At 64.0% G+C, this 23,864-nt stretch carries 24 protein-coding genes; 17 read left to right on the forward strand and 7 right to left on the reverse strand.

What is annotated here, in order from left to right:
* Positions 1-72: 72 nt before the first annotated feature.
* The 5 genes from EN852_RS03380 to EN852_RS03400 all read right to left on the reverse strand — a co-directional run bounded on the left by EN852_RS03380 (position 73) and on the right by EN852_RS03400 (position 4,800).
* On the reverse strand, positions 73-618 hold the full coding sequence (locus EN852_RS03380) for a hypothetical protein (RefSeq protein ID WP_135879533.1): 546 nt from the start codon (positions 616-618) through the stop codon (positions 73-75).
* Positions 619-1,040: 422 nt separating this feature from the next.
* Positions 1,041-2,681 (reverse strand): copper resistance CopC/CopD family protein, encoded by a 1,641-nt coding sequence (locus EN852_RS03385; RefSeq protein WP_127874896.1) that lies wholly within the window; start codon positions 2,679-2,681, stop codon positions 1,041-1,043.
* 72 nt (positions 2,682-2,753) lie between these two features.
* Positions 2,754-3,305 (reverse strand): copper chaperone PCu(A)C, encoded by a 552-nt coding sequence (locus EN852_RS03390; RefSeq protein ID WP_127868340.1) that lies wholly within the window; start codon positions 3,303-3,305, stop codon positions 2,754-2,756.
* A 90-nt stretch (positions 3,306-3,395) separates the two neighbouring features.
* Complete coding sequence (locus EN852_RS03395) at positions 3,396-3,740, reverse strand: hypothetical protein (RefSeq protein ID WP_127874897.1); 345 nt, start codon at positions 3,738-3,740, stop codon at positions 3,396-3,398.
* A gap of 124 nt (positions 3,741-3,864) precedes the next feature.
* The gene (locus EN852_RS03400; protein ID WP_127874898.1) at positions 3,865-4,800 is read right to left on the reverse strand and encodes a GntR family transcriptional regulator; all 936 of its coding nucleotides are present in this window, start codon (positions 4,798-4,800) and stop codon (positions 3,865-3,867) included.
* A gap of 256 nt (positions 4,801-5,056) precedes the next feature.
* Here EN852_RS03400 and EN852_RS03405 point away from each other — a divergent pair, with 256 nt between their 5' ends.
* The 5 genes from EN852_RS03405 to EN852_RS03425 all read left to right on the forward strand — a co-directional run bounded on the left by EN852_RS03405 (position 5,057) and on the right by EN852_RS03425 (position 11,725).
* Positions 5,057-6,562: an altronate dehydratase family protein gene (locus tag EN852_RS03405; RefSeq protein ID WP_127874899.1), complete on the forward strand. Its 1,506-nt coding sequence runs from the start codon at positions 5,057-5,059 to the stop codon at positions 6,560-6,562.
* Positions 6,563-6,909: 347 nt separating this feature from the next.
* Entirely contained in the window at positions 6,910-7,905 is a 996-nt protein-coding gene (locus EN852_RS03410) for an ABC transporter substrate-binding protein (protein WP_095819433.1), read from the forward strand.
* A gap of 217 nt (positions 7,906-8,122) precedes the next feature.
* Positions 8,123-9,676, forward strand: coding sequence for a sugar ABC transporter ATP-binding protein (locus EN852_RS03415; RefSeq protein ID WP_127874900.1), 1,554 nt, complete (start codon positions 8,123-8,125; stop codon positions 9,674-9,676).
* Positions 9,673-10,638, forward strand: coding sequence for an ABC transporter permease (locus EN852_RS03420; protein WP_112126321.1), 966 nt, complete (start codon positions 9,673-9,675; stop codon positions 10,636-10,638). The genes EN852_RS03415 and EN852_RS03420 overlap by 4 nt, the downstream gene beginning before the upstream one ends.
* A 70-nt stretch (positions 10,639-10,708) precedes the next feature.
* Positions 10,709-11,725, forward strand: a complete 1,017-nt coding sequence (locus EN852_RS03425; protein ID WP_127874901.1) for a zinc-binding alcohol dehydrogenase family protein — start codon at positions 10,709-10,711, stop codon at positions 11,723-11,725.
* A gap of 10 nt (positions 11,726-11,735) precedes the next feature.
* Here EN852_RS03425 and phnF read toward each other — a convergent pair whose 3' ends face one another.
* Positions 11,736-12,473 (reverse strand): phosphonate metabolism transcriptional regulator PhnF, encoded by a 738-nt coding sequence (gene phnF, locus EN852_RS03430; RefSeq protein WP_189545691.1) that lies wholly within the window; start codon positions 12,471-12,473, stop codon positions 11,736-11,738.
* 135 nt (positions 12,474-12,608) lie between these two features.
* Between phnF and phnG the strand changes: the two genes are divergently transcribed.
* Genes phnG through EN852_RS03445 form a run of 3 tightly spaced genes read left to right on the forward strand, consistent with a single transcriptional unit; the run spans position 12,609 to position 14,798 of the window.
* On the forward strand, positions 12,609-13,070 hold the full coding sequence (gene phnG, locus EN852_RS03435) for a phosphonate C-P lyase system protein PhnG (RefSeq protein WP_127874903.1): 462 nt from the start codon (positions 12,609-12,611) through the stop codon (positions 13,068-13,070).
* Entirely contained in the window at positions 13,070-13,681 is a 612-nt protein-coding gene (phnH, locus tag EN852_RS03440; RefSeq protein ID WP_127874904.1) for a phosphonate C-P lyase system protein PhnH, read from the forward strand. The genes phnG and phnH overlap by 1 nt, the downstream gene beginning before the upstream one ends.
* A 1-nt stretch (position 13,682) precedes the next feature.
* Positions 13,683-14,798: a carbon-phosphorus lyase complex subunit PhnI gene (locus EN852_RS03445; RefSeq protein ID WP_127874905.1), complete on the forward strand. Its 1,116-nt coding sequence runs from the start codon at positions 13,683-13,685 to the stop codon at positions 14,796-14,798.
* 2 nt (positions 14,799-14,800) lie between these two features.
* Here the strand turns inward: EN852_RS03445 and EN852_RS03450 are convergent, their stop codons facing one another.
* Positions 14,801-14,998, reverse strand: a complete 198-nt coding sequence (locus tag EN852_RS03450) for a hypothetical protein (RefSeq protein ID WP_127874906.1) — start codon at positions 14,996-14,998, stop codon at positions 14,801-14,803.
* Positions 14,999-15,057: 59 nt separating this feature from the next.
* On the opposite strand from EN852_RS03450, the gene EN852_RS03455 reads away from it, so the two are divergent.
* From EN852_RS03455 to phnE (EN852_RS03495), 9 genes are all read left to right on the forward strand, one after another.
* Entirely contained in the window at positions 15,058-15,957 is a 900-nt protein-coding gene (locus EN852_RS03455) for an alpha-D-ribose 1-methylphosphonate 5-phosphate C-P-lyase PhnJ (protein WP_127874907.1), read from the forward strand.
* The gene (gene phnK, locus EN852_RS03460) at positions 15,954-16,730 is read left to right on the forward strand and encodes a phosphonate C-P lyase system protein PhnK (RefSeq protein WP_127868328.1); all 777 of its coding nucleotides are present in this window, start codon (positions 15,954-15,956) and stop codon (positions 16,728-16,730) included. Before EN852_RS03455 ends, phnK begins: the two co-directional genes overlap by 4 nt.
* A 2-nt stretch (positions 16,731-16,732) precedes the next feature.
* Positions 16,733-17,440 (forward strand): phosphonate C-P lyase system protein PhnL, encoded by a 708-nt coding sequence (phnL, locus tag EN852_RS03465; protein WP_127874908.1) that lies wholly within the window; start codon positions 16,733-16,735, stop codon positions 17,438-17,440.
* A complete protein-coding gene (locus EN852_RS03470; RefSeq protein WP_127874909.1) occupies positions 17,437-18,051 on the forward strand; it encodes a DapH/DapD/GlmU-related protein in 615 nt (204 codons plus the stop codon). Before phnL ends, EN852_RS03470 begins: the two co-directional genes overlap by 4 nt.
* Positions 18,052-18,451: 400 nt before the next feature.
* Positions 18,452-19,162, forward strand: coding sequence for a DUF1868 domain-containing protein (locus EN852_RS03475; RefSeq protein WP_127874910.1), 711 nt, complete (start codon positions 18,452-18,454; stop codon positions 19,160-19,162).
* A gap of 114 nt (positions 19,163-19,276) precedes the next feature.
* Positions 19,277-20,134, forward strand: coding sequence for a phosphonate ABC transporter ATP-binding protein (phnC, locus tag EN852_RS03480; protein ID WP_127874911.1), 858 nt, complete (start codon positions 19,277-19,279; stop codon positions 20,132-20,134).
* A gap of 145 nt (positions 20,135-20,279) precedes the next feature.
* Entirely contained in the window at positions 20,280-21,188 is a 909-nt protein-coding gene (gene phnD, locus EN852_RS03485; protein WP_127868323.1) for a phosphonate ABC transporter substrate-binding protein, read from the forward strand.
* 160 nt (positions 21,189-21,348) lie between these two features.
* Positions 21,349-22,305 carry a phosphonate ABC transporter, permease protein PhnE gene (gene phnE / locus EN852_RS03490; protein ID WP_127874912.1) on the forward strand — a complete coding sequence of 319 codons (957 nt, stop codon included), beginning with the start codon at positions 21,349-21,351 and terminating at the stop codon, positions 22,303-22,305.
* A gap of 7 nt (positions 22,306-22,312) precedes the next feature.
* Entirely contained in the window at positions 22,313-23,671 is a 1,359-nt protein-coding gene (phnE, locus tag EN852_RS03495; protein ID WP_189545693.1) for a phosphonate ABC transporter, permease protein PhnE, read from the forward strand.
* The last annotated feature ends 193 nt before the right edge of the window (positions 23,672-23,864 follow it).

Raw genomic sequence — 23,864 nt, forward strand, 5'->3', positions numbered from 1 at the left:
CTCCCTAGACGGAGCGGCCCATCACGACTTCCCCGCCGGTCAAATTACGTTCTGACATTGGGTACCGTCCTCTTACCAGGGACAAGGAATGCAGCTCTCCGGGCGGTACGTGGCCAGGACTGCGTCCATGGCTTTGCTGTACTCGGAAAAGCGTGGAATGAGCCTCAATTCGAAGGCCTGGGCGACGCATCTGTCACCAGCATTCCAGGTGTTTGCCTGGGAAAGGCAATTTTCCAACTTTGTTATTGAAACCGGCGGAGGAGCCTTGATTGAGCTATAACTGATCCGGCCGGAGCGAATGGACACGACCGTTACATCGCCCTTGTTCCACACAGCAGGGTCAAAGATGTAGTAGAGATTACGCTTGTCAGGATATTTTGACGCTGTCGCGGCGTAGATCGTCATGACAAGCACGTTGGCAAATGACCTATCTCCCGGTTCACCTTTGACATTATCCGAGGTAGGAAGCTCGAGGCTCTGCCCAAGTTCGGAGGCCAGCTCTGAAAGGGCTTCGCCATCGCCTTCTCGCGCCAAGGGCCAAAGCACCGCCCACTGCTTTTTGCATTGGTCTTTGTAGTAGGAGTCTCTGGCAAACTTCAGACGCTGCTCGCGGGTCAAACTTGGCTGCATCAAGCTTGATTTGCCTGTGAGATCGCATCCACAGACAAGAAAAAAGACCAGAAGACCGCAACACACTTTCGCTATAGATCGGGTTGATACGGCGGCCCCGCCCGCGAACGAAATCCGTGGCGCATCGTCAGGGACAATTTTGGACACTATAGAAGCACCTTGTCGTCGAGTGCATTGCAGCGTGTGAACGCGAAAGCCTCGATCTTCACGGGAGTTTCCTGTCCTTCATGGACACAGCCCCTATCGCCGTTCCGCAGCATTGCCCGATCCCCAACATCTCAATGCATTAATAAAGCCAACAAACCGTACAAGGCGATCTGCAGCTTATGCAGAAAACGAAAACATAGCCATCTGGTATATTCACGCTAGGACTCCACCCATTCTTCGTTAAGAAGCCATCCTGTGAAAGCCTAGTCCGCGCGGATGTCGATTGGCGCCTCGATCATCACCATCTCAAAGTCGGAAACGAGAATATCAAGCCTCGCGTTCCAGCGACCGGGAATTGGGATGACGAGATTGTCGACGCGCCAGGTGCCGTCGCCGGGTTTCGTCGCCGGCCGCTTGATCGGCTCGATGCCGGAATCCGGCTTCGACAGCACCAGCGTCACCTGCTTGGCATCCAACGGTCCGAAATCGCCGGTCATGATCACCATTGAAGCGGCGACCTCGCCGGCATGTCCAGGCGTGATGCTGAGATCGGCCATCGCTTCCAGCGTGTGGATGTGGATCGACACCGGCTGTGCGGCGGCGATCGCCAGCGCGCGTGGCGGCGGGGTGAAGCGCCAGCCGGCGGCGACGCCGAAGATGGCAAGCACGATCACCACCTCGATGCCGATCGAGCGCACCAGCCGTCGCTGCACCTCCGTGTCGCCCGCCTGGGCTGGCGCCGTCAGCGTCCAGCGATTGACCGCGGCAAGCGTGAACACGAAAAGCAGCAGCGCCAGCTTCAACAGCAGCAGCCGGCCATAGGACGTGTTGATCAGCGCCGCCGGCTCCTGCATCTGGATGATCGCCAGCACGATGCCGCTCGCGGCAAGCACGATGACGACCGGCAGGATCGCGCGGGAGAAGCGCCGCAGGAAGACTTTTGCTTCCGCCGGCTCTCGCCGCAAAGCCAGGCCGAGCGGCGCCAGCGAACCGGCCCAGAAGGCGATTGCCGTGCCATGCAGGAACACCAGCGGCCGCGTCAGCCATTGCGGTTCGGCGGCGCTGGCGTGGCCGCTGGCGGCAAGGGCTGCGCCGACACCAAGCAGCGCCGCACTTGCCGACAGCTTGCGAAGACCTGCCGGCCCGGCGAGCGACAGCAGAGCGATACCAAGCGCGATCAGGCCGATCAGCACTGTCCAGACGAAGCTCGTGTCAACCGCCGTCCTCCAGACGGTCGGCGATGTAAACCAGGCAAGGGGCGCGCCAAGCCCATCCAGCCCCTGCAGGCCGAGCGACACCGGCGCCGCGACGAGACCCAAAAGCAGCGCCGCCGCGACAAAGCGCTGGCCGAAGCGCCCGTCCCCGGCCAGCCAGGCGAGCGCGAACGCGCCGCCGCCGCCAAGGAAGAGGCCGGCATAGAAAAACAGCCTGGCGGCCCAGATCGCCGCGCGCAGCGTCCAGTCCACGGCTTCGCCCGCGATCGGTGCCGCACTTGGCGCACCGATCGAAAACAGCGCCGAACCACCGACCGGATGGCCGTCGACCGACACCACCCGCCAGCTCAGCACATGTGTGCCCGATTTGAGCACCTCGGGATTGTCGATCTCGACCGTCCGGTCGTTGAGGCGAAAGGATGTCAGCGCAAGCCGCGAGCCGTCCGGCCGCACAAGGGTCAGGACCAGCGGCGAGACGGGTTCGCTGAAGGTCAGCGAAAACTGCGCCGGACTTTGCGCCAGCACGGCACCGTCGGCCGGGTCGGTCGCGACCAGAGCCGCATGCGCCAAGGCGCGGCCGGGCAGGATCAGCACGGCGATCAGCACGAAAATTCCGACCAGGCCGCCCGCGAGCAGTTTGGTACGAGAGCCGTCCTGGGAAGCAGTCGACAGCAGGAGAATTGGGCTCATCCTATCACTTCGAGGGAGCGATGACGCAGTGAGCGCGCCAACGCCCGGTTCATGTCTTCAACGATGCCCGGATCACTCTGCGTGATCCATGTCCATATCGCCACTGCCCGTCTCGCCCATGCCTTCGACGGCAAACTCGACTTTGACGCTGCCGGCCTTCTCGAAGGTCAGCGTCGCCGGGAATTTCTCGCCCTGCTTCGGCTGCCGCTTCAGGCCGGTGAACATCAGGTGGTAGGCGCCAGGCTTCAGCGCGACCTTGCCGCCGGCCGGGATCTCCAACCCGCCCTCGACCGGCCGCATGGTCATGACGCCATCCTTGACGCCCATCTCATGCAGCTCGGCCTTGTCGGAGATGTCGGAGGAAATCGACAGCAGCCGGTCGGGCGCGCTGCCCTTATTGACCACGGTGAAATAGCCGCCGGCCACCTTGGCGCCTGGCGGCGTCGCCCGCGACCAGGGATGCTCGATCTCGAGATCGCCGATCTTGAATTCATGCGCGATGGCGAAGGGAACGCAGGCCAGGAGAAGAAGAAGGCTGAGCACGGCAAGGCCGACGCGCTGCTGGAAATGGAACGGCGCGCCGCGAAGGACGGAGGTTTGCGCCTTGGGAAGAAGATTGGACATGGTTGCTCCATGAATATGAGGATCACGCCGCCTTTGCGGCCGCGAACGGTCTGATCTTTGGATGAATTGGTCCGCGGAAGGTTCCGCGGATCAGACCATTGCCGGCGGCGCGCGCGGATTGGCCGGAGAACGGTCGCGGGCGAAATCCCGGTGCCGGAAGGCCGGAAGCTGGAAGGCGACCGCCTCGAAAAGTCGGGTTCCGGCCAGCGCGGCTGCGTCCGGCGGCAGATGCGCCGGCGAAATCATGCTGCAGCCGAGCGAGCAGCAGGCCGGCATATGCTGCTGGTCCGGATCGCCGCCGGGTAGCTTTACGGCCCCTTCATACGTGCAGATGACGTTGCCGAAGGCATCGAGCTGCGACGGCGCGCCAAAGGCGAAGGCGCCGAGCGACGACTGAAGCAACAGGAGCAGCGCCGCGACGAACGCGGCCGGCATGCTCCATCGTCTCAGCCGGATATGCAACGGAAAGCCTCTCCCGGAAATTCGATCGACCGTAACACGGACGATAAGGCGGGAAAATCGGCAAAACCGCGCTGCGGCAACGCGGCGCCATACCCGTTCATGCCCGGACAAATGTGGCCGATAACGTGCCGGCGGCGGGCTGCGCCTGGCGTCCTTCGGGAATCGAGCTCAGCAGCGTCTGGCGCGCCGACTTCAGGTGCTTGCGGCAGGCGGTGTCCACCTTGGCGGGATCGCGCGACTTCAACGCCGCGATATAGGCGAGATGCTCCTGGATCGCGACTTCGTTGCGCTGGCGCTCCTCGGCCTTATTCCACTGATAATGGTAGTGGAAGATCATCGCGATCACGTCATAGAAGTCGACGATGAAACGGTTGTGCGATGCGCGGTGGATCAGCCGGTGGAAACGCTCGTCTAGCTCGGAGAACTCGTTGAAGCGCGTGGCGATATCGCTGGCGAGCTGGCGATGTTCGACCTCCAGCCGATCGAGATCGGCCCACACCGCGCTGTCGTGCGGCAGCGCGGCGAAGGCCGCCGCCGAACGCAGCTCGAACATCTCGCGGATTTCGGTCAGCTCCAGCGCGAAGGCGCGCGTGAAACCCTTCAGCACCCAATGGCTGTTGCGCCGCTTCTCGATCAGCCCGAAGCGCGAGAAGCGGATCAGGAATTCGCGCACGCTGGTGGTGCCCACCCCGATCTCGCGCGCCAGCTCCAGCTCGTTGATCTGCATGCCGGCCTCGGCTCCGCCGGCAAGCAGCCTGCGCATGAAGGAGCGCTCGATGATCTCGGCCAGCGAGTCCGTCTCTTCCTCGGGGAAGAAATCCTCCGGCCGCGGCGCCCTGAGCACCGTCTTGTTGCGCTTGTTCCAGGCGATCAGCCCGGTCTCTTCCATGCGCGAAAGGATGCTGCGCACGGTGGTGCGGCTGACACCGAGCAGCGTGCCGAGTTCCGGCTCCGACGGCAGGCTTTGGGTCTCGTCGAGCAACCGCAGGCAGCGGTTGAACGCGTCCTTGTAGACGTTGTTGCTCTTCGACATGCCTGTACCCCCAACGCTTGCGGCGGACGGCTGGAAGCGCGATATGATCGGTGCCTCCTAGCGCACGGCCCCGAAAAGCGGAATCGTTTTTCGCCGGCTTGCCAAACGGGCGGCTGCGCATCGAACAAAGGGCGCCAGCCGCCGCTGATGAAAAAACAATTGACGCAAAAATGTTTTTTCACGATAAAAGACATTACCCCCAAACGGGCGCATGTCAATCCGCCCGCATTCCCAGGATGACCCAGGACAGCCGCTCGTGAACCCCGCAAACACCATTCTTCTTTCCCCCGCCGACAATGTCGCGGTCGCCAACGGCCGCATCGAGATCGGCACGGCGCTGCCGGGCGGCGCCACCGCGATCGCGGTGATCGAGCCAGGGCACAAGGTTGCGATCAAGCCGATCGCGGCGGGTGAAGCGGTGGTGAAATACGCGCAGGCGATCGGCCGCGCCACGCAGGATATCGCGCCCGGCGAGCACGTTCATTCGCACAATCTGGTCTTCGAGAGCGGCCGCCTGCCGGTGGTTCCTCCGAGCGAGGCCGAGCACGCCACCGAAGCCGACCGCAAGCGCACCTTCATGGGCTATCGCCGCGCCGACGGGCGCGCCGGCACGCGCAACTTCATCGGCATCATCGCCAGCGTCAATTGTTCGGCCACCGTCTGCCACGCCATTGCCGACGAGGCCAACCGCACGATCCTGCCGAAATATCCCGGCATCGACGGCTTCGTTCCGATCGTGCATGGCCAGGGCTGCGGCATGAGCGGCACCGGTGACGGCATGATGGTCCTGCACCGCACGCTGGCGGGCTATGCTCGCCATCCGAATTTCGGCGGCGTGATGATGGTGGGGCTCGGCTGCGAGGTCAACCAGCTCACCCTCTACGGTCAGAAGGGCGTGGCCGCCGGAAAACGCCATTTCAACATCCAGGAGGCCGGCGGCTCGCGCAAATCGGTCGAGAAGGCGATGGGCGTGCTCACCGAGATCGCCGAGGAAGTCGGCCACCTCAAGCGCGAGCCCATCCCGGTCAGCGAGATCGTCGTCGGCCTGCAATGCGGTGGCTCGGACGGCATGTCGGGCATCACCGCCAACCCGGCATTGGGCGCGGCTGTCGACATCCTGGCCGGTGTCGGCGGCATCGGCATCCTGTCGGAAACAACCGAGATCTACGGCGCCGAGCATCTGCTCGCCTACCGCGCCGCTTCGCCCGAGATCGCCGCCAAGCTCGACGGCTTTGTGAAGTGGTGGGAGGAGCATACCGCCAAGCACGGCGCCTCGATCGACAACAACCCCTCGCCCGGCAACAAGCGCGGCGGCCTGACCACGATCCTGGAAAAATCTCTGGGCGCAGTCGCCAAGGGCGGCCAGACGCCGCTCAATGGCGTCTTCGGCTATGCCGAGAAGGTTTCGGGCCACGGCCTGGTGTTCATGGACACGCCCGGCTACGACCCGGTCTCGGCCACCGGTCAGGTGGCGGGCGGCGCCAATGTCATCGTCTTCACCACCGGCCGCGGCTCCTGCTTCGGCTGCCGGCCGACGCCGTCGATCAAGGTCGCGACCAACTCGACCATGTACCACCAGATGGAGGAGGACATGGACGTCAATTGCGGCGTCATCGCCTCGGGCGAGAAGACCATTGCCGGCATGGGCCGCGAGATCTTCGAGCTGATCATCGAGACGGCGTCCGGCCGCAAGACCAAGAGCGAGGCGTTCGGCTACGGCGACAACGAATTCGTGCCCTGGCATCTCGGCGCGACGCTTTAGTTCGCACGCACTATCGCAACAGAAGCGCCGTCGACGGGGAGGAATCGGGCCTTGCAATGGTGCAACCTCAATATGGAATAGATATTCCATATTGACACAAGCATGAAATTAATGTTCCATCCCGATAAGGAGGAACGGAAGCATCCTTGTGCTGCGTGGGAGGACCGGCGGGGCCGAACAAATCTCACCCCGCATCACGCAAAAGGCACCAGAGACCGCTTGCATCGGTCATGACGATGCACTATCAAAAAACGGCATCTGTTTTTTATTGATAAAGTTCTGTTTGGGCCGCGCCTATCCAGATGGAGCTTCCGAAACCTTCACCAGGCGACTTAGGGAGGAACCTAATGAAATTCGTGACCAGCCTTCTCAACCGCCGTGCTTTCGTGGCCTTGGCCGCAGCGTCGATGCTTGCCGGCGCGATGCATTCCGCGCCCGCCTCGGCGGCCGACGTGACCATTCCGATCATCGTCAAGGACACCACCTCCTTCTACTGGCAGATCGTGCTGGCCGGTGCCCGCAAGGCCGGCAAGGACCTCGGCATCAACGTGCCGGAACTCGGCGCCCAGGCCGAGACCGACGTCAACGGCCAGATCTCGATCCTCGAGAACGCCGTCGCCAGCAACCCCGCCGCCGTCGTCATCTCGCCGACCGAGTTCAAGGCGCTCGGCAAGCCGATCGATGAGGCGGCTTCCAAGGTCAAGGTCATCGGCATCGACTCCGGCGCCGACTCCAAGGCCTTCACCTCCTTCCTCACCACCGACAACGTCCAGGGCGGCCGCGTCGCCGCTGACGGTCTCGCCGCTGCCATCGGTGCCGCCAATGGCGGCAAGGTGGAAGGCAAGGTCGCGCTGATCACGGCCCTTCCCGGCGCCGGCTCGCTCGAGCAGCGCAAGCAGGGCTTCATCGAACAGATCAAGGCCAAATATCCCGGCCTCGAGCTGGTCGCCGACAAATATGCCGACGGCCAGGCCACAACCGGCCTCAACATCGCCACCGACCTGATCACCGCCAATCCGGACCTCAAGGGCATCTTCGCCTCCAACCTGATCATGGCCCAGGGCGTCGGTCAGGCGATCGCCGAGAACAACCTTGCCGGCAAGGTGGGCCTGATCGGCTTCGACAGCGACGAGAAGCTGATCAAGTTCCTCAACGACGGCGTCATCTCCGGCCTCGTCGTCCAGGATCCGTACCGGATGGGCTATGACGGCATCAAGACCGCTCTGGCCGCTTCGAAGGGCGAGAAGGTCGAAGCAAATGTCGATACCGGCGCGAACCTCGTCACCAAGGCGAACATGAAGGACCCGAAGATCGACGCCCTGCTCAATCCGAAGCTCAACTGAGCATCGTGACTTATCCGTTTCCGGGGCGGTCTCGCCCCGGAAACATCCCCTGGGCGGGGCGGCTTGGAAATTCGACGGCCCAAGCACTTCCAGGAAGAGTGCCTAGCGATTTTCCGTTCGGAATTGCCTGAACTTGCCTTACCTTGCCAATCAAGATGCGCACCTGAAGACGCATCGCCGCATACCCAATGGTCGAGACCAATCTGGGAGGATTGTCATGACGTCGACGGCGCAGGAACTGCACCCGGCCCCAACGCTGCAGCCGGGAAGGACGATCCTCGAACTCAACGGGTTGGAGAAGCGCTATCCCGGCACGCATGCGCTGAAGCCCGTGCACCTTGCCTTCAAGGCGGGTGAGATCCATGCCATCGTCGGCGAGAACGGCGCCGGCAAATCCACCCTCATCAAGCTTCTGACCGGCGTCATGCCGCGCACCTCGGGCGAGGTCATCTGGGAAGGCCAGCCCGTGGCTTTGGCTACCCCGCACGAGGCGATGGCGCTCGGCATCAACGCCGTGCACCAGGAGGTGGTGCTGTGCCGCCATCTCACCGTCGCCGCCAATATGTTCCTCGGCGAGGAGGAGTCCCGCTTCGGCCTCCTGCAGCAGCGCGCCATGGTCAAGGACGCGCAGAAGATCATCAACGGCCTCGGCTTCGACCTGCCGGCGCATGTTGTGCTCGGCGATCTCACCATCGGCCAGCAGCAGCTGATCGCCGCAGCTAGAGCCACCGTGCGCGGCACAAAATTCCTGATCTTCGACGAGCCGACCGCCTACCTCACCCGCAAGGAGGCAGACCAGCTGTTCAAGCTGATCCGCCGGCTGAAGGGCGAAGGCGTCACCATCATCTATATCAGCCACCGCATGGAGGAAGTATTCGAGCTCGCCGACCGCGTCTCTGTGCTGCGCGACGGCACGCTGGTGGGCACCCGCAACATCGCCGAGACCAACGAGCCGGAGCTGGTCAAGCTGATGATCAACCGCTCGATCGAGCAGATCTACCACAAGGAGCATTTCACCCCCGGCGCCACGATCGTCGAGACGAAGAACCTCTCCGGCAAAGGTTTCGAGAATGTCTCGGTGACTGTCCGCGCCGGCGAGATCGTCGGCCTCTACGGCCTGATCGGCGCCGGCCGCAGCGAGTTCGTCACCACGCTCTACGGCCGCCACAAGAAATCGGCCGGCCAGATCCTGTGGGAGGGCAAGGAGGTTCAGGTAAATTCCGAGCACGACGCCATCCGCCTCGGCATGGCGCTGGCCCCGGAAAGCCGCCGCGACCAGGGCCTGTGCCTCAATCTGCCGGTCGGCATGAACCTGAACCTGCCGATCTACAAACGCATCTCCAGCAACATGCTGATCTCCGGCGCCAAGGAAAAGGCCGAGGCCGACCGCCAGATCGCCGACCTGCGCATCAAGACGCCGACGCGCAGCGCACTCGCCTCCAGCCTGTCCGGCGGCAACCAGCAGAAGATCGTCATCGGCAAATGGCTGGCGCATGGCGCCAAGCTGTTCATCTTCGATGAGCCGACGGTCGGCGTCGACGTCGGCACCAAGGCCGAGATCTACCGCCTGTTCAGCGCGCTTCTGTCGAAAGGCGCCGGCATCATTCTGATCTCGTCCTATCTGCCGGAAGTCTACGAGCTTGCCGACACGCTGCATGTGTTCCGGCGCGGCAAGCTGGTCGCCACGCATGGCTTCCGCACCGCCGATCACGAGGAAATCCTCACGCAGGCGCTCGCCGAGAAACAAGAAAAACAGGGAGGTCAGACATGAGCACCGAGGCTATCGCCGCCGAACGGCCGAAGCGAAATTACAACGCCCTGTTCGGGCTGACGCTGCTGGCGCTGCTAGTCCTGCTGTGGGTGATCCTGTCGCTGGCGACGACGAGCTTTGCCTCGGCCAACAACATCTCGAACCTTTTGCGTCAGGGTTCGATGATCGCCATCCTGGCGGTCGGCCAGACCTTCGTCATCATCACCGGCGGCATCGATCTTTCCGTCGGCGCGGTCGTCGGCTTCTCGACGGTCATCGCAGCCATGCTGATCAATGCCGGCGTGCCGGTCTTCGCCGCCATCCTGATCACACTGCTGGTCGGTGTTGCCATCGGCCTGTTCCACGGTTTTGGCATCGTCAAGATGGGCCTGCCGCCCTTCATCATCACGCTGGCGACGCTGACATCGCTGCGCGGCATCGGCCTGCTGATGACTAACGGCAATTCGATCTCGATCAACAACGACGCCTTCCAGGAATTCTCGCGCAACTCCTTCGTCGGCATCCCCAACCTGTTCTGGATGGTGATCCTGGTCGGCATCCCGGCCTACATCTTCCTGCATCACAGCCGCTGGGGCCGCTATCTGTTCTCGGTCGGCTCCAATGCCGAGGCCTCGCGCCTGTCCGGCGTCAACGTGCAGCGCACCATCTATATGGCCTATACGCTGTCCGGCCTGTGCGCGGCCTTCGTCGGGGTGCTGCTCGCCTCGCGCATAGGCATCGGCAATCCGACGCAGGCCGAGGGCTGGGAGCTCCAGGCGATCGCCTCGTCGGTGATCGGCGGCACCTCGCTGTTCGGCGCGGTGGGTTCGGTGCACGGGCCGCTGCTCGGCGCCTTCATCCTCGCCACCATCAACAACGGCGCCAACCTGCTCAACGTCAATGCCTTCTGGCAGCGCATCATCACCGGCCTGCTGATCATCGTCATCGTCTACTTCGACGGCCTGCGCCGTCGCGGCAAGTGAATCCTCCCTGACCTGACGCCGGTCCGCTCAACCGAGGGACCGGCGCCTTTTTTGAATACTGGAATTGCCCATGAAAGCCGTCGTCTGCCGCTCGCCCGGCGACCTTGTCCTCGAAGACCGCGTCGATCCAGGCGCGCCACCATCAGGTTGGGCGCGCGTCGCGGTCAGCCATGTCGGCATCTGCGGCACCGACTACCACATCTTCGAAGGCAAGCATCCCTTCCTCGCCTATCCGCGCATCATGGGCCATGAGGTTTCCGGCACCATCGTCGAAAAGGGGGAAGGCGTCGATCTTGCCGTTGGCGAACCGGTCGTCATCAACCCCTATCTTTCATGCGGCAAATGCATCGCCTGTCGGCACAGCAAACCGAATTGCTGCGTGAAGATCGAGGTGCTGGGCGTTCATCGCGACGGCGCCATGTGCGACGAGATCCTGGTGCCGGCGCAGAATCTTTATCCGACAAACGGCCTGTCGCTGGCCGATGCCGCTGCGGTGGAATTCCTGGCGATCGGCGCGCACGCCGTGCGCCGATCGCTCGGAACGCCGGGCCAGCGCACGCTGGTCATCGGCGCCGGCCCGATCGGGCTGGGCACGGCGATCTTCGCGCGCATCGCCGGACTCGATGTCAGCCTGCTCGACATGAGCAGCGAGCGCCTCGGCTTCGCTGAAAAGGAACTCGGCTTTGCCCCGCTCGACACCTCGAAGGCATCGGCTGCCGAACTGGTGCGGCAGGCAACCGGCGGCGAAGGCTTCGACCTCGTCTTCGACGCGACCGGCAACACGGCATCGGTGCAGTCGGCATTCGCCCATGTCGCGCATGGCGGCACGCTGGTGCTGGTCAGCGTCGTCAAGGACGACATCACCTTCTCCGACCCCGAATTCCACAAGCGCGAGATGACGCTGGTCGGCAGCCGCAACGCGCTGAAGGCCGATTTCGAGCATGTCGCCGCTTCGATCCGCAACGGCGCCGTGCCGCTGGATAAGCTCGTCACCCATCGAACCACGCTTGCCGGGACGCCGCTCGACCTCGCCAGATGGACGCATGAGAAGTCGGGGCTGATCAAGGCGGTGATCGAAGTCGGCTGAGCGCGGCTAGCTAATCGCCGGCCGACAGCCTCAGTTCCACTCGTTCCGCCGGGAACCTCGATTCCGCGAACTGGATCGGCTGGCCGTCGAGCGTGACGTTGACGGCGACAGTGACCAGCACGATGGCGCCGGGCTGCAGATCGAGATCGGCAAGATCGTCGGCATCGGCGTGGCGAGCCGACAGCACGGTCGAATGCCGCAGATAGTCATTGATGCCGAAGCGCTTCAGCGAGGCGGTGATCGACCCCGTTTCCGCCATTGCCATCTCTATGCCGGCGAAGCGCTTGGCGTCGAACCAGGTCGTGGCGCGTGACACCGCATGACCATCGGCCTCGCCGCGCGTCTCCAGGCGGATGACGGCCGCGCCCTTGGCAAGGCCCAGCGCCTCGGCGATGCGCCGGCTGGCCGGCTCCGTCGACGACGACAGGAGCGCAATATGCCGCTCGCTCGTCTGCCCCTGCAGCCCGGTCGAGAAGCGCGTGCGCGCGCCGATCGGATAGGACAGCCGCTTGCGCGACAGGACGAAGGTGCCGCGGCCCTGCTCGGCCCTGAGCACGCCTTCCTGCACAAGTGCCGCAATGGCGCTGCGCACCGTATGGCGGTTGACGCCGTAGCGCTCGGCCAGTGCTATTTCCGGCGGCAGCGCCGCATTCTCAGCAAAATCGCCGCTCGCGATCCCCTGCAGGATCCGGTCGGCGATCTGCCGCCACAGCGACACGCCGTTACGCCTTTCGATGCTGCTCGCCAGTCCGGTCACCCATCGCCCCCAAGCATTTTTCCCGGGTTGTCATCCACCCGTCATGGACTCCCGTTACGAGATAAGTATAATTTGTATAGTTGTCTATATCAATAGACAAATTCTACGCAGGCAAGGAGCAATGTCATGCGAGGACAGGAAGCGCGCGAGCAGGCCGGGCGGAACGCCTTGATGGCGACGCTGGCGCATGCCGAAGCCGATGAGATCGCGCGCCTGTGGAACGACGCGGGCCTGCCCTCCGAGGCCGAGCTCTTGCGCGGACCCGAAACCGGATTGGTGACGGTGCGCGGGCGGATCGGCGGCGGTGGCGCGCCCTTCAATGTCGGCGAGGCAACGGTCACCCGCGCCACGGTGCGGCTGCCGTCCGGCCAGGTCGGCCACTCCTATGCGCTCGGCCGCGACAAGGACAAGGCCAGGCTCGCCGCGATCGCCGACGCGCTGTGGCAGGACCCGGCGCAACGTGAAGCAGTCGAGACGAAGCTCGCCGCGCCTTTGCGCGCGGCGCTCGACGCGGCGCGCGAGACCCGACGTGTCGAGACGGCGGCAACGAAAGTGGATTTCTTCACCATGGTGCGCGGAGAGGACTGATGGATATCGCCACGCAATCGATCAACGGCGGCTTCGCCGAGCCGGTCTTCAACGCCCAGACCGTGTTCCGCGCCATCATGGACGCGATGGCGCGCCCGGGCACCATCCAGAACCTGCCGCCGCTCGCCCGCCCGCCGGGGCCATTGTCGGCGACCGCCGGCGCCGTGGCGCTCTCGCTCTGCGACAACGACACGCCGCTCTGGCTTGACCCGCCGCTGCAGGCGGAAGCTTCGGTCAAGGCCTGGCTCGGCTTCCACACCGGCGCGCCCTTGGCCAACACGCCGGCCGACGCGCATTTCGCCCTGATCGCCAATCCGAAGGAGATGGCGGCGCTCGACGGTTTTGCGCAAGGCACGCAGGAATATCCCGATCGCTCGACGACGCTGATCCTCCTGGTTGACGACCTCGCCTCAGGCCCGTCGCTGCTGCTCGAAGGACCCGGCATTGAAAAGACGTCAATGATCGCGCCTCCGGGCATGCCGCGCCATTTCGTCGAGCAGTGGAAGCAGAACAACCAGCGTTTCCCGCGCGGCGTCGACATCATCCTGGCAGCGCCGGGCAGCCTCGCCTGCCTGCCGCGCACCACTCGCATCAAGACGATGGAGGCGTGACATGTATGTCGCGGTGAAAGGCGGCGAAGCCGCCATTGCCAACGCGCACCGCCTGCTTGCCGACCGCCGCCGCGGCGACCGCGCGGTGCCGGCGCTGCGCCTCGACCAGATCGTCGAGCAACTGGCGCTCGGCGTCGACCGGGTGATGAGCGAAGGCTCGCTCTACGATCGTGAGCTTGCGGCTCTCGCCGTTGTCCAGGCGCGCGGCGACATGATCGAGGCGATCTTCCTGGTGCGTGCCTACCGCACCACCCTGCCGCGCTTCGGCTACACCAATCCGGTCGATACCGGCGCCATGCAGGTCGAGCGTCGTATCTCGGCCACCTACAAGGACTTGCCGGGCGGCCAGGTGCTCGGCCCGACCTTCGACTACACCCACCGCCTGCTCGATCCGGAGCTTGCCGCCGGCGCCGAGGTCGAGACGCCGGCGCAGCGCCCGGTCGAGCCGGAGGCCATGCCGCGCGTTTCGGCGATCCTCGCCCATGAAGGCCTGATCGAGGCCGATGGCGACATGCCGCTGGACCATGTGTCCGGCGACATCACCCGCGAGCCGCTGCAGTTCCCGATGGCGCGCGACATCCGCCTCCAGGCACTGTCGCGCGGCGACGAAGGCTTCCTGCTGGCGCTCGGCTATTCGACGCAGCGCGGCTACGCCCGCAACCATCCCTTCGTCGGGGAGATCCGCATCGGCGAGGTCGAGCTCGAGCTCGACGTGCCGGAACTGCCCTTCGCCGTGCCGCTCGGCTCGATCCGCGTGACCGAATGCCAGATGGTCAACCAGTTCAAAGGCTCGGCCAAGGCGCCCCCGCAGTTCACGCGCGGCTACGGCCTGGTCTTCGGCCAGAGCGAGCGCAAGGCGATGGCGATGGCGCTCTGCGACCGTGCCCTGCGCGCGAGCGAACTCGGCGAGGATGTCGTCGCCGCCGCGCAGGACGAGGAATTCGTCATCTCACATTCCGACAATGTCCAGGCGACCGGCTTCGTCGAGCACCTGAAGCTGCCGCACTATGTCGACTTCCAGGCCGAGCTCGGCCTTGTCCGCTGCATGCGCGCAGAATACGAAGCACGGGAAAACGAGGACAGGGCCGCCGAGGAGAAGCGGGAGGCGGCGGAATGAGTTCAGTGCCCGCTACCGGAATGTCCGCCGCCGCTATCGAACGAGCCGCCGCCCGAGCCGTAACCACTGGCACCGGCAACGGTCTCGCCGTGCGGGGGCTCCTTTGGCGCAGGGAGAAACATCTTCCGCATCGCAAAGGCCGCAACGCCGGCGAACACCAGCAACAGCACTGCAAGATGCAACCAACCGGTAGAGTCCATGTGGGCCTGCTCCCGAGTCTTGGGTGCCAAACTCCTACCACAGAGTCAGCGTGATCGCCATGACCGACATCGCCACCTACAACTTCGCCTATCTCGACGAGCAGACCAAGCGGATGATCCGCCGGGCGATCCTGAAGGGTATCGCCATTCCCGGCTACCAGGTGCCTTTCGCCTCGCGCGAGATGCCGATGCCTTACGGCTGGGGTACCGGCGGCGTGCAGGTCACCGCCTCGATCATCGGTCCCGACGACGTGCTGAAAGTCATCGACCAGGGCGCCGACGACACCACCAACGCCGTCTCGATTCGCGCCTTCTTCAAGAAGGTCGCCAAGGTCGACGTCACCACAGAGACCGCGAAGGCGACGATCATCCAGACCCGCCACCGCATCCCGGAACATCCGCTCAACGCGGGACAGGTGCTGGTCTTCCAGGTGCCGATCCCCGAGCCGCTACGCTTCCTCGAGCCGCGCGAGACCGAAACGCGCAAGATGCATGCGCTGGAGGAATACGGCCTCATGCATGTGAAGCTCTACGAGGACATCGCTAAGCACGGCCGCATCGCCACCACTTACGCCTATCCGGTCAAGGTCGAGGGCCGTTACGTGATGGACCCGTCGCCGACGCCGAAATTCGACAATCCGAAGATGCATCGTTCGCCGGCTTTGCAATTGTTCGGCGCCGGCCGCGAAAAGCGCATCTACGCGGTGCCGCCTTTCACCGACGTCGTCAGCCTCGACTTCGAGGACCATCCCTTCGAGGTGCAGACCTTCGACCAGCCCTGCGCGCTCTGCGGCGCCGAGAATGTCTATCTCGACGAGGTCATCCTCGACGACCATGGCGGCCACATGTTCGTCTGCTCCGACACCGACCACTGTGAGAAGCGACGCGCCGATGGGCATCATGGCCACCTTGCCCCCGAGACCCATTCTGCTTCTAGAAAAATGGAGCCGGCCGAATGACCGACGAACCGCTGCTGCGCGTCTCGGCGCTCTCCAAATTCTACGGCTCGCGCGTCGGCTGCGAGAACGTCACCTTCGATCTCTGGCCGGGCGAGGTGCTGGCTGTTGTCGGCGAATCCGGTTCCGGCAAGACGACGCTGCTCAACTGCCTGTCGACCAGGCTGCTGCCCTCCTCCGGCACCGCCAGCTATCGCATGCGCGATGGCCAGTGGCGCGAGCTCTACCGCATGAGCGAGGCCGAGCGCCGCTTCCTGATGCGCACCGACTGGGGTTTTGTCCATCAGAACCCGGCCGACGGGTTGCGCATGACGGTGTCGGCCGGCGCCAATGTCGGCGAGCGGCTGATGGCGGTGGGCGACCGCCACTATGGCAGGATCCGCGCCACCGCCGTCGACTGGCTGTCGCGCGTCGAGATCGACGAGGACCGGATCGACGACGAGCCCCGCGCCTTTTCCGGCGGCATGCGCCAGCGCCTGCAGATCGCCCGCAACCTGGTGACAGGACCGCGGCTCGTCTTCATGGACGAGCCTACCGGCGGCCTCGACGTCTCGGTGCAGGCGCGTCTGCTCGATCTGTTGCGCGGGCTGGTCACCGATCTCGGGCTGGCCGCGGTTGTCGTCACCCACGACCTCGCCGTGGCGCGGCTTTTGTCGCAGCGCATGATGGTGATGAAGGACGGCCGCGTCGTCGAAAGCGGCCTCACCGACCGCGTGCTCGACGATCCGCGCGCGCCGTATACGCAGTTGCTCGTGTCTTCGATTTTGCAGGTGTGATGATGGCTACGCCGCTCGTTGTCTCCGATGTCGCCAAAAGCTTCACCATGCATCTGCGCGACGGCGTCACGCTGCCGGTGGTGGCGGGCGTCTCCTTCTCGATCCGCGCCGGCGAATGCGCCGTGCTCGGCGGCCCGTCGGGTGCGGGAAAAAGCTCGATCCTGAAGATGCTCTACGGCAACTATGCCGTCGATGAAGGCCAGATCATCGTCCAGCATGGCGGCGGGTTGATCGACCTCGCCTCCGCCAGCCCGCGCACCGTGCTTTCCGTGCGCCGCCACACGATCGGCTATGTCAGCCAGTTCCTGCGTACCGTGCCGCGCGTCTCGGCGCTCGACGTCGTCGCCGAACCGCTCGTCGAGCGCGGCGAGGACAAGGATGCGGCGCGTGAGAAAGCGCGCGCCTTGCTTGCGCAACTGAACCTGCCGGAAAAGCTCTGGGCGCTGCCGCCGGCGACCTTCTCGGGCGGCGAGCAGCAGCGCGTCAACATCGCGCGCGGCTTCATCACCGAGCATCCGATCCTGCTGCTCGACGAGCCGACCGCTTCGCTTGACGCCAGGAACCGCGACGTCGTGGTCGAGCTCATCGCAGCGAAGAAGGCGGCGGGCGTCGCCCTGCTCGGCATCTTCCATGACCTCGACGTACGCGACGCGGTCGCCGATCGCGTCATCGATGTCACCGCCTTCGCCGCCGGAAAGATCGCCGCATGAGCAAAAAACTTTCGGAGGCGCCGCTGATCCATCCGACGGCGCAGGTTGAAAACTCGACCCTCGGCCGCTGGACCGAAATCGCCGAGCGCAGCCGCGTCGCCGAATGCGAGCTTGGCGACTATTCCTACATGATGCAGGATTGCGCCGTCTGGTGCGCCACCATCGGCAAGTTCTCCAATATCGCGGCGAGCGTGCGCATCAACGCCACGAACCACCCGGTCTCGCGGCCGACGCTGCATCACTTCACCTATCGCGCGTCGGATTATTGGGACGATGCCGAGCACGAAAGCGAGTTCTTCGCTCAGCGCCGCGCGAGGCGGGTCACCATCGGCCACGACACCTGGCTCGGCCACGGCTCGACCATCCTGCCGGGCGTCACCGTCGGCGACGGCGCGGCCGTCGGCGCCGGCGCGGTGGTGTCGAAGGACGTCGCGCCCTACACCATCGTCGGCGGCGTGCCGGCGAAACCGATCCGCGAGCGCTTCGACCGCCGCACCGCCGAGCGCTACCAGGCTTTAGCCTGGTGGGACTGGGACCATGCAAGGCTGCGCGCCGCGCTCGACGATTTTCGAGAGCTGTCGGCCGGGGCGTTCCTGGAGAAGTATGGCTGATCCCCCCCTAGCTACGCAGCGGATTTGTGCGGCAGTTAATCCCGCGATAGCAAATATCTCCTAAACCGATTGCACGGAAGGAGATTAACTTTTGGCTATACTGTACATACCGGCCTGCATTGGGTTGGCGCTCGTTTTCTTGGGTATTTGGCTCGTTCGGAGCCAGATAAACCGTTGGGGCCATTCAGACCGAGTATCGTCCATTGTCTTGATAGTTCTTGGGCTGGGTCTGGCCGCTGCAGGAGGTGCAATACTCTACGTGTTGGCCTTCATTTCCCGGTTGGGCTGCCTTAACTGCTAGTGCGACCGGTTGGTTGGATTTCAATCGTCCAATGTTTGCCAAGGTTCACATCCTTGACACACGACTCGGACAGGAGGCGATTTCCCCAAGGAGATCGCCATGCTCGACAAAGCAAAACAGTCGCTTGCCTTCTTTTTCGAAGGCACCAACCCGATGCCTCCGGTGCATCTCGACACCCGCTACGACAGGGCCGGCAATTTTCTCGTCGAGCCGGGCAATACGGTCGTCAGCCACCTCGTCCAGGGCTCGCCATCGGCAGCCGCAATCATCGAAGTGCGCGAGCGCATCCGCGCCATGCCTGATGCCGACCGCCTGGCCTTCACGCCGATCTCCAGCCTGCACATGACCCTGTTCCAGGGCATCATCGAATACCGGCGCCGCCTTCCATACTGGCCCGTCGACGTGCCCCTCGACACCAGCATCGACGATATGACTCGCCTTTATCTGAAGCGGCTGGACGGATTTCAGCCTTGCCCGCCCTTCCGCGTCAGGACCATCGGCATCACCCCGAACGGCCTCACCGTTGCCGGCGCCTTCGAGGAGGATGAAGCCATCCTGCGCAGATGGCGCGACGCCCTGTCCGTGCCGTTCGGCTACCGTCATCCGGACCACGACACCTACGTCTTCCACATCACCTTTGCCTACCAGATCCGCCGCCTCGCCGACGAGCGGGCCGCGGCCTGGCGGGACCTGTTCGATGACTGCCTGTCGTTCCTCGGGCGCGAAGCTCCGGTGATCGAGCTCAAGCCGCCGGCCTTCTGCAGCTTCAAGGATATGAAGCATTTCGAGGAGTTGCTGGTGCTTGGCTGAATCTCCAAGCCTGTGACTCGTAACAAAACTGACATCAATCCGACACCCCAGCTTCATCGGGCTGCGCTAGCGAGAGCTAACAGACCTGCAACCGCGACGGACTGGAGTTTTGGTATGTCAGCATCATCGGCCACGCTCGAAATCCGCGGCGTAACCCGACGATTTGGCAAGAACACCGCTGTCAGCGACATCAACATCTCGATCCCGCGCGGGCAGATGGTCGGCATCATCGGCCGCTCCGGCGCCGGCAAGTCGACGCTTTTGCGCATGATCAATCGTCTCATCGATCCCAGCCAGGGGTCGATTTTTTTCGACGACGCCGAGGTCTCCTCTCTGCGGGGCTCGCCGCTGCGCCGCTGGCAGCGCGACTGCGCCATGATCTTCCAGCAGTTCAACCTCGTGCCGCGCCTCGACGTCTTGACCAACGTGCTGCTCGGCCGCCTCAACCACCGCTCGACGGTTTCCAACCTGCTCGGCATGTTCACGCGTATCGAATGCGCCGAGGCGGTGGCCGCGCTCGAGCGCCTCGACATCGCCCGCACCGCGCTGCAGCCGGCCGGCACGCTGTCGGGCGGCCAGCAGCAGCGTGTCGCGATCGCCCGCGCCATGATGCAGCAGCCCAAGGTGCTTCTGGCCGACGAGCCGATCGCCTCGCTCGACCCGCTCAACGCCAAGGTGGTGATGGATTCGCTGCGCGACATCAATCTGCGCGAAGGCATCACTGTCGTCACCAATCTGCACACGCTGGACACCGCGCGCGCCTATTGCAACCGCATCATCGGCATGGCCGCCGGCAAGGTCGTCTTCGACGGCGCCCCGGAAGACCTCGACCGCGACGCCGTGCGCACCGTCTACGGCGCCGATGCCAGCGGCGCCGAGATTTCCGAGGCAATCACGTCGACCAGCGTGACCGTCAGGCCGAAGATCACCGCATCCGCCGGACCGCTCGAGCCCGCCTTCCCTGGCTACTGAGTCCATCGCCCCGACCCCAGCCGGTCCGGGCAAATCGTGGATTTCGGCAGAGCAACCCGGATCGCCCGCCAGCGTCAAAGGCAAGACTTGAAAAATCAGAACGCCGCCGGCGCGCAGCCGGAACAACAGGAGAGAGAGAGAGCAAATGTTCAGGAAGATGGTTTTTGGAGCGGTTTCGCTGCTCGCCATGGCGGCCAGTGCCGCGCACGCCGCTGATATCAAGGAATTCCGCGTCGGCATCCTCGGCGGCGAGAATGAGACCGACCGTCTGCGCAACTATCAGTGCCTCGCCGATCACCTGAAGTCGGAATTCGGCTTCGAGAAGGTGTCGCTGTTCCCGGCCGCCGACTATGACGGCGTCATCCAGGGCCTGCTCGGCGGCACGCTCGACTTCGCCGAGCTCGGCGCGTCCGGCTACGCCAGCGTCTATCTGAAGGACCCGAAGGCCGTCACTCCGATCCTGACCACCCAGCAGACCGATGGCTCGACGGGCTATTATTCGGTTGGCCTGGCGCTGAAGACCTCCGGCATCACCGACATCAAGTCGGCCAAGGGCAAGAAGCTCGGCTATGCCGATCCGGACTCGACCTCGGGCTATCTGATCCCGCTGACCCAGATTCCGAAGGACACCGGCGCTTCCAACGAGACTTATTTCGCCTCGACCCAGTTCAACGGCGGCCATGAGAACAACGTGCTGGCCGTGCGCGACGGCAAAGTCGACGTTGCCGTGGACGATTCCTCGGGCATCGGCGACTTCAAGAACGGCTACACTTCCGGCACCTTCCACAAGGAAGTCGCCAAGGGCGCCGTCGACCCGAACGACTTCGTCGAAGTGTGGCGCTCGGGCCTGATCCCGAACGGTCCGCTGGTTGTCCGCACCGCGCTGGGCGACGACATGACCGCCAAGCTCACCGCCTTCTTCACCGCCCTGCCGGCCAAGGACAAGGCCTGCTTCGAAGGCGTCGAAGGCGGCGACTTCACCGGCTACGTGCCCGTGAAGCCGGACTTCTACAACGTCATCGTCGAAGCCCGCAAAGCCGCTATCGGCGGCTAAAGGCATCAGGAAAAGGGCGGCGCTCACCAAAGCGACGTGCGTCCACTTGGACGCACAAAGTACGCTTTGGCACTTTGGATTGCCGCATCGGACTCTCCGAAAATCGGACTTCGATTTTCGGGCCGATGCGTCGGCGCCGCCCTTTTTGCATGTCCCGATCATGACATCAGCGACACTTCATTCCGACGCCACCCGCCAGCAGGCCGACGCCTGGCGGCGCCAGACATCGCTGCGCCGCTTCTACACCGCGCTTGGCGTCGGCCTGCTGCTTGTCGCCATGTTCGCGACCATGTGGTTCGCCGACGAGGCCAATGCCGGCCACTTCTTCGACCGCCTGCCGCATATCCTCGATTTCCTGAGCTGGCTGATCCCGAAGGATTGGAACGATGTCTGGCGGGCGCTGTTCGACATCGCTTCGCCCAGCGACAAGGGCACGCAGGAATTCAACTTCCCGCTCGGCCGCGTCTATGTCTGGGGCGGCTTCTACATCCCCGAATATTTCGAGCTGATGCTGACCACGGTGAACGTGGCGCTGGTCTCGACCTTCATCGGCTTCGTCTTCGCCGTTCCATTCTCCTTCATCGGCGCGCGCAACCTGACGCCGAGCCCGGCCCTGCGGCTCGTCGTCAAGCGCTTCATGGAATTGCTGCGCGCCTTCCCAGAGATCGTTATTGCCGGCCTGTTCGCGGCCATCGTCTCGATCGGCCCCGTCGCCGCCATCATCGCCATCGGCCTGCATTCGATCGGCGCGCTGGGCAAGCTGTTCTATGAGATCAACGAGAACATCGACATGCGCCCGGAGGAAGGCCTGCGCGCCGTCGGCGCCAACTGGTTCGAGCGCGTGCGCTTTGCCGACCTGCCGCAGGTGCTGCCCAATTTCATGTCCTACACGCTGCTGAGAATCGAGATCAATGTGCGCATCTCGACCATCATGGGCGCGGTCGGCGGCGGCGGCGGCATCGGCGAGGAATTGAAACTTGCCATCTCGCGCGGCTTCGGCGCCAAGACGCTGGCGCTGGTGCTCCTGCTCTTCATCACCATCATCCTCGTCGACCAGTTCTCCGCCTGGCTACGCCGCAAGCTTGTCGGCGAGCAGGCATTTCTGATGAGCGCCTGATATGGCTATGACTGTCGACGAAGTCAGCGCGATCGAAAACCGTCATCCACAGATCTTCCAGCGGCCGGCCTACAAGCGCTTCTGGCCGCTGCTGCTCATCGCCGGCACAGTGCTCTATCTTGGCTATGCCTTGTGGTTCTTCAGCCTGCCGCAGGTGCTGCGCGAGTCGCATTGGGAGCGCCTGCCGCTCTTCCTGTCGCAATGGATCAGCTACGACCTGCAGCCGGAGTTCCGTCTCGACCAGCCCGAGATCACGCCGAAATACCCGCGCTTCTCCGCGCTCGGCGAAAACCCCAACCCGGACTGGGTGATCAAGAATCCCGACGGCACTTACACCGTGCAGATCGACGGCAGCGCCAAATCCGTCACCTTCGACAAGACCAGGGCGACGATCACGGCCAACGGCGTGACCGTGCCGATATCGCTGACCGGCGGCAAGCCGATGATCACGGGTCCGGTACCCGACTGGGTGACGGTCCATGACGACGAGGTCGTCGCCAAGCTTGGCTTTGTCGGCGAGGTGCGCGTCACAGTCGACCGCGTCAAGATCCGCAAGCGCTTTCTCGGCTGGGCCAACTTCGTCTTCGACACGCGCTCGCCTTTCTTCGGCAAATCATATGGCGAGGTCATCTCGCTGATCGTCTCCGGGCCGGAACTCAAGCCCGGCACATCGAACCTTGCTCTGGCCGCCGACAATTTCTGGAACAACGCGCAGTGGCAGCACGGCGATGTCTGGACGAAGCTGCTGCAGACCATCGTCATGGCCTTCCTCGGCACATTGCTCGGCGGCATCGTCGCCTTCCCGCTCGCCTTCTTCGCCGCCCGCAACATCACGCCGACCGGCGTTCTGAGCCAGGTGCTGAAGCGCTTCTTCGATTTCATGCGCTCGGTCGACATGCTGATCTGGGCGCTGTTCTTCACCCGCGCCTTCGGCCCCGGACCGCTGGCCGGCAGCGCTGCGATCTTCTTCACCGAGATCGGCACGCTTGGCAAAACCTATTCGGAGGCGCTTGAGAACATCGACGACAAGCCGCGCGAAGGCGTGCTCTCGACCGGCGCCAACGAGATTTTGGTGCAACGCTACGGCGTGCTGCCGGAAGTGGTGCCGGTCTTCATCAGCCAGACGCTCTACCAGTGGGAATCCAACACCCGCGGCGCCACCATCATCGGCGCCGTCGGCGCCGGCGGCATCGGCCTGAAGCTGTGGGAAGCGATGCGCACCAATTCGAACTGGGCCAACGTCTTCTACATGGTGCTCTTGACGCTGCTCGTCGTTTTCATCTTCGACAACATCTCGAACTTCCTGCGCCGAAGACTGAGCCGCACGCTGCATGATTATAATCGGCTGCAGGCCGAGCGGGGGTAGCCCTACCTTCGTCATCCTCGGGCTTGACCCGAGGATCCTGTGTGTTGGTTTCGGTGTATGGTTGAAGTGGGAAGGAGACCGAGTGGATCCTGGTCGTCCTTTCGGACAGGCCGTGGCATGGCCCGGTCCCTTCCCACCGGTGAACCATCAACCTGAACAGTTGCACGGGGCTGTTCGAAGCAGACCCCGCACC

The sequence above is a fragment of the Mesorhizobium sp. M2E.F.Ca.ET.209.01.1.1 genome (genome assembly GCF_004010375.2).
In the GTDB taxonomy this organism is placed as follows: domain Bacteria; phylum Pseudomonadota; class Alphaproteobacteria; order Rhizobiales; family Rhizobiaceae; genus Mesorhizobium.

Excerpts from the sequence above, each read along its gene's own strand:
- EN852_RS03385 (WP_127874896.1), bottom strand. The coding sequence starts at position 2,681 with ATGAGCCCAATTCTCCTGCTGTCGACTGCTTCCCAGGACGGCTCTCGT.
- EN852_RS03390 (WP_127868340.1), bottom strand. The coding sequence starts at position 3,305 with ATGTCCAATCTTCTTCCCAAGGCGCAAACCTCCGTCCTTCGCGGCGCG.
- EN852_RS03395 (WP_127874897.1), bottom strand. The coding sequence starts at position 3,740 with ATGCCGGCCGCGTTCGTCGCGGCGCTGCTCCTGTTGCTTCAGTCGTCG.
- EN852_RS03400 (WP_127874898.1), bottom strand. The coding sequence starts at position 4,800 with ATGTCGAAGAGCAACAACGTCTACAAGGACGCGTTCAACCGCTGCCTG.
- EN852_RS03410 (WP_095819433.1), top strand. The coding sequence starts at position 6,910 with ATGAAATTCGTGACCAGCCTTCTCAACCGCCGTGCTTTCGTGGCCTTG.
- EN852_RS03415 (WP_127874900.1), top strand. The coding sequence starts at position 8,123 with ATGACGTCGACGGCGCAGGAACTGCACCCGGCCCCAACGCTGCAGCCG.
- EN852_RS03420 (WP_112126321.1), top strand. The coding sequence starts at position 9,673 with ATGAGCACCGAGGCTATCGCCGCCGAACGGCCGAAGCGAAATTACAAC.
- EN852_RS03425 (WP_127874901.1), top strand. The coding sequence starts at position 10,709 with ATGAAAGCCGTCGTCTGCCGCTCGCCCGGCGACCTTGTCCTCGAAGAC.
- phnG (WP_127874903.1), top strand. The coding sequence starts at position 12,609 with ATGCGAGGACAGGAAGCGCGCGAGCAGGCCGGGCGGAACGCCTTGATG.
- phnH (WP_127874904.1), top strand. The coding sequence starts at position 13,070 with ATGGATATCGCCACGCAATCGATCAACGGCGGCTTCGCCGAGCCGGTC.
- EN852_RS03445 (WP_127874905.1), top strand. The coding sequence starts at position 13,683 with ATGTATGTCGCGGTGAAAGGCGGCGAAGCCGCCATTGCCAACGCGCAC.
- EN852_RS03450 (WP_127874906.1), bottom strand. The coding sequence starts at position 14,998 with ATGGACTCTACCGGTTGGTTGCATCTTGCAGTGCTGTTGCTGGTGTTC.
- EN852_RS03455 (WP_127874907.1), top strand. The coding sequence starts at position 15,058 with ATGACCGACATCGCCACCTACAACTTCGCCTATCTCGACGAGCAGACC.
- phnK (WP_127868328.1), top strand. The coding sequence starts at position 15,954 with ATGACCGACGAACCGCTGCTGCGCGTCTCGGCGCTCTCCAAATTCTAC.
- phnL (WP_127874908.1), top strand. The coding sequence starts at position 16,733 with ATGGCTACGCCGCTCGTTGTCTCCGATGTCGCCAAAAGCTTCACCATG.
- EN852_RS03470 (WP_127874909.1), top strand. The coding sequence starts at position 17,437 with ATGAGCAAAAAACTTTCGGAGGCGCCGCTGATCCATCCGACGGCGCAG.
- EN852_RS03475 (WP_127874910.1), top strand. The coding sequence starts at position 18,452 with ATGCTCGACAAAGCAAAACAGTCGCTTGCCTTCTTTTTCGAAGGCACC.
- phnC (WP_127874911.1), top strand. The coding sequence starts at position 19,277 with ATGTCAGCATCATCGGCCACGCTCGAAATCCGCGGCGTAACCCGACGA.
- phnD (WP_127868323.1), top strand. The coding sequence starts at position 20,280 with ATGTTCAGGAAGATGGTTTTTGGAGCGGTTTCGCTGCTCGCCATGGCG.
- phnE (WP_127874912.1), top strand. The coding sequence starts at position 21,349 with ATGACATCAGCGACACTTCATTCCGACGCCACCCGCCAGCAGGCCGAC.
- phnE (WP_189545693.1), top strand. The coding sequence starts at position 22,313 with ATGACTGTCGACGAAGTCAGCGCGATCGAAAACCGTCATCCACAGATC.